Source organism: Suttonella ornithocola (assembly GCF_001889065.1).
Classification (GTDB): Bacteria; Pseudomonadota; Gammaproteobacteria; order Cardiobacteriales; family Cardiobacteriaceae; genus Suttonella_A; species Suttonella_A ornithocola.
Map to the genome: position 1 here is coordinate 1 of NZ_LWHB01000094.1, position 10,799 is coordinate 10,799.

The window sequence follows — 10,799 nt, forward strand, 5'->3', positions numbered from 1 at the left end:
CTTTTTCTTTGGCGGAAACGGCGGCAGATATTCAAATAGCCCCTCCTTTTGTGCAAAAAACGCGTAAAGGCGGATATGACGGCAAAGGCGTGCAAGTCATTCGCCAATCAGACGATATGTCATCATTATGGGATGTGCCAAGTGTGATTGAAACGCTGTGTCCAATTGAAAAAGAAATTGCAGCGATTGTAGCGGTTGATGCCAATGGGCAGCAAAAGCTTTATCCATTAGTAGAGATGGTTTTTGATGAAGCCTTAAATTTGGTGGATGTGGTGCAAATGCCTGTGCAGCTATCTGATGAAATAATTGCTGAAGCGGAAAGATTAGCGCTAAAAGTCGCTACCGCTTTTGGAAAAGAAGGGCTATATGCGGTAGAAATGTTTGTTACCCAATCTGGAGAAGTTTGGGTGAATGAAACGGCTTGTCGAGTGCATAACAGTGGGCATTTGACGATTGAGGCTTGTGTTTGTTCTCAATTTGAACAAATGTGGCGGATATTAGCGCAGCAGCCATTAGGCGAAACAACCGCATTATCATCGGCAGCAATGCTAAATTTGGTTGGCGGAAAGCGTCAGCAAGGCGAGGCTAGGCTTTCACATTTAGATGATTTATTACGTCAGCCTAGAGTATATGTTCATTGGTATGGAAAAAATGAAGTTCGGCCGGGGCGTAAAATGGGGCATGTAACGCTAACAGCAGAACAATCCACGGCATTACCAACAATGATACAATCTATCAAACCTTTTTTGAGCGTGGAGGCGAAATCATGAATGAGCAATCTTTTCCAAAAATCGGTATTGTGATGGGAAGCGATAGCGACTTACCTTTGATGAAAGCAGCAGCGGATGTGTGTGAGCAGTTTTCTGTGGCGTATGAGCTAACCATTGTATCGGCGCATCGTACGCCAGAACGCTTAATTCAATACGGAAAAACCGCTGCTGATAGAGGTTTGCGCGTGATTATTGCAGGTGCCGGTGGTGCAGCCCATTTGCCTGGAATGTTAGCATCGGTAACCGCTTTACCAGTAATTGGAGTGCCCATTTTATCGCGTAATTCTATTGATGGTTGGGACAGTATTTTATCTATTTTACAAATGCCTGCGGGTGTACCAGTTGCCACTGTTGCCTTAAATGGCGCAGAAAATGCGGGATTATTAGCGCTTAGAATGTTGGCGATGTCAGATAACCCTTTAAGAGAAGCCTTAACACACGATCAATTAACCCGCAAAGAAAGTGTATTAGCTAAAGCAGAAGCCTTAAAAACGGATTATTCCTGTCAGTTTTAAGCATTATTTTTAAGATTTAAATATCGCCATTTTTAAGAAAATGGAAAAGATTTATTCAATAAAATTATTACGCCACAATAGCTTAATGGTTTGGGTGGCGTTAATCTTTTCCTCAATACATGGCAAATCTTTGCCGTTTGTTTTTTACTATTTGTGATTTTAATCACGGTTTGGGTAGTGTTTTATCAAAGCCGAAAAGCGCTAGTGTTAACCGATAAAGGTTTCTATTTTTCTAAAGCCTTACTCCCGTATTACATGTATCCTTGTGGCTATTTGCGTTGGGAAAATATCCGAGCAATGCAATACGAGGCTAAGCGGCATTGGTGGCAAACCAATATTTTACTGATTACTTATCCGCATGAGGCTTTATTGCCCGTTTTACCCAAAAAGAATGACCCAGCCGAGCGTATTTTTAACAATGACAATCTTATTCAGGCTTGCTTACTGATAGGGAATTTAAAGAATGGCGATGGTGTTGCACAGGAGTTGATGAATAAGTGGCAAGCAAAGTGTCCTGACTATCAAAATCTTTCTTTACCGCCACCGCCCACATGGAAAGATTACATTTCTAAATCTTTTTGCGTTGCAATGCTAGGTTTAATTATTATTGGTTTCGCTATCATTATTTATTTGCATAATTAAAATATGACTCTAGACTAACAGGTTGTTTCTGCTAAGTTTAGAGCTTATTGTATTATTCCTGATTAAGGTAATTGAGGGCTTGTTGGTGTAGTGCCGGATTAGCAGTGGCGAGGATGTCTCCTTTGCTATTCAGGGTAAGCGAATTGCCATGCCAGTCTGTGATCATTCCGCCGGCCTTTTTAACAATAAGGATGAGCGGTAGATAGTCGTAAGGTTTCATATCAGATTCAACGACAAGATCAATCCAACCAGCGGCTAGCATGGCATAGTTATAGCCGTCGCCAGTATAGCGTTGTAGGCGAACAGCATTGCTTAAGGCTTGGAAGGCAGGGAGCTCTTTTGCGCTAAACATATCGAGACTAGTGGTATAGCAAATACTTTCTGAAAGCGTTTGAGTATGGGCGGTTTGAATGGGTTGTTGATTCAGTTGGGTAGTTTGTTCCGCGGTAGCCGTAAATCGTTCGTTTAAGGCAGGCATATCAATAAGGCTAATCAGCGGTTGCTCTTGATAGAGTAGCGCAATGAGCGTGCAATAGATAGGAAATCCACTAATATAGCTTTTGGTTCCGTCAATAGGGTCAAGTATCCAACGATAAGGAGAGTTTCCTGTGCTGCCGTGTTCTTCACCAATAATGGCGTGGGTGGGGTAGGTTTCTTTAATAAGCTGTCGTAGATAAGCTTCTGTTTTTTGGTCAGCAATGGTAACAGGACTTTGGTCTACTTTGTTTTGAATGGATAAGGGTTGACGAAAATAATATTGAGTAATTTTTCTTGCTTCGTCAGCAAGATGTTCTGCAAAAGTGAGGAGTTCTAGAAGATGATGGTGCATGTTTGTCTGCCTTTTTGAGGTTGAAGCGGTATTATATGCGCTCCAAAGTTTTTAGGGGAATGAGGTGTCGCGTGAATTGCTATTGATAAAGTTATCCTCTTTGGGAGATGTGATACATGGCTTTGCAATGTTGGGCGATTTGGCAAAAGCGATGCCAGATGTAAAGGTCAGTTGGGTAGTAGAGGAAGCTTTTGCGGACTTGGTCTCTGCTCATCCGTTAGTAAAAAATGTGATAGTAGTGCCACTGAGAAGGCTGCGTAAAGAAAAGCGTTGGTGGTGGTCAAAGCAATGGCGAGAAATGCGCAAGCAATTACGGACGCAGCGATATTTTAAGGTGGTTGATGCGCAAGGGTTATTAAAAAGTGCATTGTTAATGCGAATGATACGAACCGATGAGCGGATAGGATACGACAATGTGAGTGCGCGAGAACCTTTAGCAGCACTAGCTTATCATCAGTGTATTCGGGTAGAAAAAGGGTTACATGCGGTTGAGCGAATGCGATTATTGATGGGGGGCGCTTTTGATTATCAACCAGAGGGTCAAGCAGATTATGGTTTACCTTTATGGCAGCCTTCAGATACAAAGCAATTGTTATTTTTTCATGGAACAACTTGGCGGAGTAAGCAGCTTCCAGAGAAAACGTGGCATGAATTGATTAAATTGGCTAATCATGCAGGATTTAACGTAGTTTTACCGTGGGGGAATGTAGAGGAGCGAGAACGTGCGGAAAGATTAGCAAGAAGCGGTGCAAAAGTTCTCCCTAAGTTGTCTTTAGTAGAATTACAACAAGAAATTTATCGTAGTGCGGGTGTGATTTCTGTAGATACGGGATTGGGGCATTTAGCTGCTGCCTGTGGTGCACCAGTTTTAGGGATCTTTGGTCCAACGGATGCGACTTTAACTGGGATGATGGGGATACATGCTAAGAATTTATCCCATGCTAATCCGTGTATGAAAAAAGATTGCCATGTTCATGGTGGGACTGAGGAAAATAGTTGTATGCATATTTGGCAGGCTGGTGAAATTTGGGAAACGTTTTTAACATTACAGGAGTAAGTGGTATGAAACGATGGCTAATTGTCGCTGCAATTGGCGGTTTTTTATGGGTAACGCTAGGCGCAGCGACTGGACATGGTGTGCTTTTGGGGCAAGAGGCAACATGGTTTGAAAAGGCACAACGTTATCATATTGTGCATGTTTTGGCTTTATTGTGGTTAGCAGCAACGCAAACATCAAGGTTTTTATGGGTTGCTTATTTTTGGGTTGCAGGAGTAGTGTGTTTTAGTGGTTCATTGTATTTGATGAGCTTGGTAACGGGTTGGTCATCTTTGCGTTTTATTACACCGATTGGTGGCGTCTGTTTTTTATTGGGTTGGGCGGTCTTGATGGGTTTGTTGTGGCGAGAGGGGCGTAAATGAATATTGTGGTTTTAACGGGGGCGGGTATTTCTGCAGAGTCTGGTATTCAAACGTTTCGCGCTTCAGATGGCTTGTGGGAAAATCATCGTGTAGAAGATGTGGCAACGCCCGAAGGGTTTTTAAGAAATCCTGAATTGGTACAGCAATTCTATAATGCCCGCCGAGCGCAATTAAAGACGGTTAAACCAAATGCTGCGCATACTGCCCTTGCAAAGCTGCAACAAGCCAAGCAACACTCAGTGGTATTGGTTACTCAGAATGTGGATGATTTGCATGAGCGTGCGGGGGCAGAAGTCATTCATATGCATGGTGAATTGAAGAAAATTAGATGTCTTTCATGTGGGGAGGTGAGTTTCTGGGAGGAGGATGTGGATGGTTATGTTCCTTGTCCAAATTGTGGGCAGAAAGCGTGTTTACGTCCTGATATCGTTTGGTTTGGAGAAATGCCTTATTATATGGAGGAAATTGAAACAGCTTTATTAAATGCTGATGTTTTTGTCGCTATCGGGACTTCTAGCATTGTCTATCCTGCCGCGGGATTTGTGCAGACGGCAAAATGCTATGGTGCAAAAACAGTAGAAATCAATTTGGGAAAAACAGCTGCGTCGCGTTTGTTTGATGAAGGAGTATATGGTCAGGCGACAGAAGCTGTTTCATATTGGGTTGAGGATGTTTTATTTCAATGAGATTGAAAGTTGATAAAGAAAAAATTGAGGTTTTCTGTCTGATCAGAAATCTGAACGGCGCTATATGCAAGAGCGGCTTTGTGCTAGCATGACGCTTTTATTTGTGGACGGAATGCTATGTTGAAAAAGTGGGCATTTATATTGGGATTAGCTGCAATAGATATTGTGCATGCTGAAACTAAAACAATAGCAAATGATTTTTCTAAACCAGCTCCTATGGTTGTTACTGATGTTCAAAAACGTGCATTCATGCTGGGGATGAATTTATTAAGCAATCATCACTATCGAAAGCTATCTTTACAGGATGTATCAGCACCAGCATTTGACGATTATTTACAAGCACTTGATTATGGACATATTTATTTTTTACAAAGTGATATTGATGAATTTGCCCCTTTAAGAAAAGATTTGCCCAAAGCGGTGAGAAGGGGAGATTTGACTACGGCGGTGAATGTATTTGAGCGTTATCGCCAACGAGCGACAGATTTAAATAACTGGAGTTTGGAACGCTTAAAAAAACCGTTTGACTTAAAGAAGCAAGATAGCGTCAATATCCCTGATTATCGTAATCGCAAGCAGCAATTACCTTGGCATAAGTCTTTATCAGAAGTTTATCAATATCAAGAAAAACGGTTAAAAGATGCTTTGATTCGTCTTCGTTTGTCCGGTAAGGATGAAAAGCAGGCAGTTGAAAAGCTAACAAAGCGTTATCAAAATTTGCAAAAACGCTTGAATCAAATGACCATTGAAGATGTTTTTGATGTCTATATGAATGCGATTTCTGGTAATTATGATCCACATTCTAATTATCTTTCTCCACGTAATATTGAAGATTTTGATATTGGTATGACCTTGTCTTTAGAAGGGATTGGCGCCACATTAATGTCTGAAGACGATAAAATTACGATTAATGAACTGATTCCCGGTGGTCCAGCTTATAAAAGTGGGAAGCTGCATTTAAAAGACAGGATTATTGGGGTTGGACAAGGGAAGGAAGGCGAAATTCAAGATGTTGTTGGGATGCGTTTGGATAAAGCTGTTCGATTGATTCGAGGAAAAAAAGGTACTTTTGTTCGTTTGTTAATTGAACCCAGTAATCCAAGTGAACCTGAGCAAGAAGTTTTGATAGAGAGAGATAAAATCAATTTAGAAGAGCAAGCTGCGCGTGGGAAAATTGAAACGGTTACCGAAAATGGAATAACAAAGAAAATTGGCGTTATTCAGCTTCCTTCTTTCTATATGGATTTTGAAGGAGCTAAAAAACATCAAAAGGATTTTCGTAGTACTAGCCGAGATATGGCAAAGTTGATTAAGGAAATGAAAGCGAAAAAAGTTGATGGCATTATTATTGACTTACGCGGAGACGGTGGCGGCTCTTTATACGAAGCCATTCAAACGGTTGGTTTGTTTATCGACCAAGGACCAGTGGTAACGGTTAGCAGTGAAGACGGTAGTATGAATGTTGAGCGGGATACTAATAAAGGCGCGCTATGGGAAGGACCGTTGGCGGTGATGATTGATCATCAATCTGCTTCTGCTTCTGAAATTTTTGCAGCGGCTATCCAAGATTATCGCCGTGGCATTATTATTGGCAGTACTTCTTTTGGGAAAGGAACTGTTCAGACAGTTATAGATTTAAATCGCTTTGTTTCAAAGAACTCTCCAGCATTAGGAGAGATGAAACTAACCATTTCAATGTTTCACCGAATTACGGGCAGCAGTAATCAATTACAAGGAGTAGTTCCAGATGTCGTTCTTCCTTCTAGTAGCCATATTGATGATGTGGGGGAAAGAAGTATGCCGCATGCTTTGCCTTGGCGAAAAGTTCCGTCTGCGGATTTTAAATCATATCAATTAGTGAATGCAGAGATTGTGAAGTCCTTGCAAGAACAACATTTACAGCGTATGAAAACGCGTCCTGCCTTAGTTCGTTATGGGCAATATATGGATCGTGTTAAACGAGAAAATAATAAAACGGATTGGTCATTAAATTTAGATGAGCGCCGTCAGCAATATCGTCAGTGGAAATCCTATACCGAAGATTATAAGGCAGCGCAGGAAAAAGATATTCCTGCTTTGCATTCTGATGAAAAACGGCGAGAAGATATCAAAAAGCGTAATGCAGTAATTGATAATGAGGAAGATAAAGAGATTTTTGTACCAGATGTTGGGTTATATGAAGGGCTCAATATTTTCTTTAATTATATTGAGAAGCTTACAAAAACCGAACATAAAAACGCGGCTTAATTAGGAAAGGAGAAAGAATGAATACTCATGCGTTAATGGCAAATGCTATCCGCATTTTAAGTATGGATGCAGTGCAAAAAGCAAAATCAGGTCATCCGGGTGCACCAATGGGTATGGCGGATATGGCAACTGTTCTATGGCAAAAGCATTTGCGCGTCAATCCTCATAATCCTAAATGGGAAAACCGCGATCGCTTCGTGCTTTCTAATGGTCATGCCTCTATGTTGCAATATTCTTTACTGCATTTAACAGGGTTTGCCGTTAGCTTAGAGGATATTAAGAATTTTCGTCAATTACATAGCATTACTCCAGGGCATCCAGAAGTTCATGAAACACCGGGAGTAGAAACAACGACCGGTCCACTCGGACAAGGGATTGCTAATGCCGTCGGTTTTGCACTTGCTGAAGCGCATCTTGCTGAGCAATTTAACCGCGATAATCATAAAATTGTTGATCACTACACTTATTGTTTTCTTGGCGATGGCTGCTTGATGGAAGGGATTTCTCATGAAGCTTGCTCACTGGCAGGAACTTTAGGGCTTGGAAAATTGATTGTTTTTTATGACTCTAATGGTATTTCTATTGATGGTGAAGTAGAACCGTGGTTTAGTGAAGATGTTGCTAAGCGTTTTGATGCTTATGGTTGGCAAGTTATTGGCGAGATTGATGGCCATAATAGTGAAGCCATTGACCAAGCGATTCGTCAGGCAAAATCTGAAACGAATAAACCTACCATTATCATTTGTAAAACCACCATTGGTTTTGGTTCTCCACATTTAGCAGGCAGTGAAAAAAGCCATGGTGCGCCTTTAGGAGCAGAAGAAATTGCAGCAACGAAATCTGCTCTAGGATTACCAAGTGGGGATTTTGAATTACCAGAAGGGGCTAAAGAAGCAGCAGATTTGTCTGAAAAAGGTAAGCAGTGGGAAGCAGATTGGCAAGACGCGTTTTCTGCTTATGAAAAGGCACATCCTGAATTAGCCAGTGAATATCGTCGCGTAATGAAAAGGGATTTGCCAAAAGATTTCAGCGATAAAATGCGATCAGCATTAAAAGAATTACAAGCAAAAGCAGAAAAAGTTGCAACGCGTAAAGCGTCTGAAAATGCACTAAATATTGTAGCGCCATTATTACCTGAACTTGTTGGCGGTTCTGCGGATTTAACAGGCTCTAACTTAACGGCAAGTACGCTTAGCAAATCTATTTTACCGCATCAATTTGGTGGTAATTATGTGCATTATGGGGTGAGAGAATTTGCAATGGCGGCTATTATGAATGGCATGTATCTCCATGGCGGCATTCGTCCATACGGAGGAACATTCTTAGTTTTCTCTGACTATATGCGTAATGGTATGCGGATGTCTGCGTTAATGAAAATTCCAGCGGTTTATGTATTAACGCATGACTCAATTGGTTTAGGAGAAGATGGACCAACGCATCAACCTGTTGAGCAGGTATCATCTTTGCGCTTAATTCCTAATTTAAATGTTTGGCGCCCTTGTGATGGGGTTGAAACATTAGCTGCTTGGCAAAGTGCTTTGAATAATGAAACGCCAAGTGCTTTAGCACTTTCTCGCCAAGGTTTGCCGGTATTAGCACGTGATGACGCACAAATTACTGATATTGCTAAAGGTGGCTATATTTTAAAAGCAACAGAGAATGCAAAGGCTTGCTTAGTTGCTAGTGGTTCAGAAGTAGAATTAGCCATGAAAGCGGCTGAGGCTTTAGAAAAAGAAGGGATTTCTGTGCAAGTCGTTTCTATGCCGTGTTTAGATATTTTCTTAGCGCAAGAACCATCTTATCAAGAAAAGGTTTTGCCAAAAGGATTGGTGAAAATTGCTGTTGAAGCCGGCGTTACAGGGCTTTGGAAAGGAATTGTTGGCGATAAAGGAACCGTTATTGGATTAGATACGTTTGGTGCTTCTGCTCCTGCTGAACAGCTTTTTGAGCAGTTTGGCTTTACGGTTGAAAATGTCGTTGAAAAAGTGAAATTATCAGTTTGATGGTATATAGTGGCGGCTCTGAATTTTCAGAGCCGTTTTTCATTGAGAAGGAGTTATAAATTATGCGGACTTTAGCCGATATTGATGTAAAAGATAAGCGCGTATTGATGCGTTTAGATTTAAATGTGCCGATGAAAGACGGCAAAATTACCAGTGATGCTCGTATTATGGCAGCATTACCAACGATTAAATTAGCGTTGGATAAAGGTGCAGCGGTTTTAATCATGGCACATTTTGGTCGGCCAACAGAAGGCGAATATGATGAAGCGTATTCTCTTGCGCCAGTAGCGAAATATTTAGGGGAAAAGCTTGGACAAGAAGTGCCTTTAATCAAGGACTATTTAGAAAACCCACCAAAAGTTTCTCCAGGTGAAGTCGTTATGTTAGAAAACGTACGCTTTAATAAAGGTGAGAAGAAAAATGATCCTGAGCTTGCTAGCAAGTATGCCGCGCTTTGCGATGTGTTTGTGAGTGATGGTTTTGGTGTAGTGCATAGAGCGCAAGCCTCTACGGTCGGCGTTGCTGAAAAAGCGCCAGTTGCTTGTGCAGGTTTATTGGTACAAAAAGAAGTTGAAACACTTGAGAAAATCTTGAAAAATCCAGCACGTCCGATGATGGCGATTGTGGGTGGTTCAAAAGTATCAACAAAATTATTGGTTCTTAAAGCCCTTTTAGAAAAAGTCGATACTTTAATTCCAGGGGGCGGTATTGCCAATACTTTCCTTGCTGCTCAAGGCTATAGCGTAGGTAGTTCACTTTATGAACCCGATTTATTAGAAGAAGCCAGACAAATGTTAGCTTCAGCAAAACAGCGTGGCGTTAATATTCCACTTCCTGTTGATGTGGTAGTTGGCACAGAGTTTTCTGCGGATACGAAAACACAGACTAAATCAGTAGAAGATGTCGCACCAAATGAAATGATTTTAGATATTGGTCCTGAAACCGCGGCAAATTACGCGCGCATGATTGCTGAAATGAAAACGATTGTGTGGAATGGTCCGGTTGGCGTGTTTGAAATGGAACCTTTTGCAGAAGGAACCAAAGTCATGTGTGATGCAATTGCAAAAACACCTGCTTTCACTTTCGCTGGCGGTGGCGATACGATTTCTGCGATTGGTCAGTTTGGTATTGAAGATAAAGTTGACTATATTTCAACTGGTGGCGGTTCAATGCTTGAGTATTTAGAAGGTAAAGCTTTACCAGGTGTTGAAGTTTTAAAATAGGATTAGTTATGAACTAATAAAAAAGCACGCTTAAGCGTGCTTTTTTATTATAGTCAACTTCCCAAAAATGCATACAATGTTAACTTAATATCTATAGTCAAAGGCTAATAAAAGAGTCACAGAAATTATAGTGCAATCATCTAAAACCCAACCCAATCCAAAGCAGATAAAAGAATAAAGTATCAATACAATCCATCCGCCATTCTTTGCGTATTTGTTTAATCCAAGCCCACATCTTTTCAATAGGATTTAAGTCTGGACTATAAGGGGGTAACCAAACTATCTCATGCCCATGCTCTTCAATGATTGCTTGAATATCACTGCGTTTATGAAAAGCGGCATTGTCCATGACAATTACACTGTTTTTAGGTAACTCAGGTAACAGTGCTTCTCTCACCCAATGAGAGAAAATATCGCTGTTAATAGAACCATCATATAAGCGTAAGGCAAAYAATCCAATCTATC

At 41.0% G+C, this 10,799-nt stretch carries 11 protein-coding genes; 9 read left to right on the top strand and 2 right to left on the bottom strand.

The features are described 5' to 3' along the window. From A5N85_RS07795 to A5N85_RS07805, 3 genes are all read left to right on the top strand, one after another. Positions 1-770, top strand: a 770-nt coding sequence (locus A5N85_RS07795) for an ATP-grasp domain-containing protein (RefSeq protein ID WP_072576730.1), incomplete at its 5' end; no start/stop codon positions are given. Continuing rightward, positions 767-1,285 carry a 5-(carboxyamino)imidazole ribonucleotide mutase gene (purE, locus tag A5N85_RS07800; RefSeq protein WP_072576731.1) on the top strand — a complete coding sequence of 173 codons (519 nt, stop codon included), beginning with the start codon at positions 767-769 and terminating at the stop codon, positions 1,283-1,285. The genes A5N85_RS07795 and purE, both read left to right, overlap by 4 nt. Before the next feature lie 90 nt (positions 1,286-1,375). Then, the gene (locus A5N85_RS07805) at positions 1,376-1,927 is read left to right on the top strand and encodes a hypothetical protein (protein ID WP_072576732.1); all 552 of its coding nucleotides are present in this window, start codon (positions 1,376-1,378) and stop codon (positions 1,925-1,927) included. 52 nt (positions 1,928-1,979) lie between these two features. Here A5N85_RS07805 and hisN read toward each other — a convergent pair whose 3' ends face one another. Continuing rightward, positions 1,980-2,756: a histidinol-phosphatase gene (gene hisN / locus A5N85_RS07810; RefSeq protein ID WP_072576733.1), complete on the bottom strand. Its 777-nt coding sequence runs from the start codon at positions 2,754-2,756 to the stop codon at positions 1,980-1,982. 64 nt (positions 2,757-2,820) lie between these two features. Between hisN and waaC the strand changes: the two genes are divergently transcribed. The 6 genes from waaC to A5N85_RS07840 all read left to right on the top strand — a co-directional run bounded on the left by waaC (position 2,821) and on the right by A5N85_RS07840 (position 10,334). Continuing rightward, a complete protein-coding gene (gene waaC, locus A5N85_RS07815; RefSeq protein ID WP_072576734.1) occupies positions 2,821-3,813 on the top strand; it encodes a lipopolysaccharide heptosyltransferase I in 993 nt (330 codons plus the stop codon). 5 nt (positions 3,814-3,818) lie between these two features. Continuing rightward, complete coding sequence (locus tag A5N85_RS07820) at positions 3,819-4,175, top strand: DUF423 domain-containing protein (protein WP_072576735.1); 357 nt, start codon at positions 3,819-3,821, stop codon at positions 4,173-4,175. After that, positions 4,172-4,861: a Sir2 family NAD+-dependent deacetylase gene (cobB, locus tag A5N85_RS07825; RefSeq protein ID WP_072576736.1), complete on the top strand. Its 690-nt coding sequence runs from the start codon at positions 4,172-4,174 to the stop codon at positions 4,859-4,861. Before A5N85_RS07820 ends, cobB begins: the two co-directional genes overlap by 4 nt. A gap of 117 nt (positions 4,862-4,978) precedes the next feature. Next, entirely contained in the window at positions 4,979-7,108 is a 2,130-nt protein-coding gene (locus A5N85_RS07830; protein ID WP_072576737.1) for a carboxy terminal-processing peptidase, read from the top strand. A 17-nt stretch (positions 7,109-7,125) separates the two neighbouring features. Beyond that, positions 7,126-9,111, top strand: a complete 1,986-nt coding sequence (gene tkt / locus A5N85_RS07835; RefSeq protein WP_072576738.1) for a transketolase — start codon at positions 7,126-7,128, stop codon at positions 9,109-9,111. A 62-nt stretch (positions 9,112-9,173) separates the two neighbouring features. Next, the gene (locus A5N85_RS07840; protein ID WP_072576739.1) at positions 9,174-10,334 is read left to right on the top strand and encodes a phosphoglycerate kinase; all 1,161 of its coding nucleotides are present in this window, start codon (positions 9,174-9,176) and stop codon (positions 10,332-10,334) included. Positions 10,335-10,470: 136 nt separating this feature from the next. Here A5N85_RS07840 and A5N85_RS07845 read toward each other — a convergent pair whose 3' ends face one another. Continuing rightward, positions 10,471-10,794: a transposase gene (locus A5N85_RS07845; protein WP_072576740.1), complete on the bottom strand. Its 324-nt coding sequence runs from the start codon at positions 10,792-10,794 to the stop codon at positions 10,471-10,473. Between the last annotated feature and the right edge of the window lie 5 nt (positions 10,795-10,799).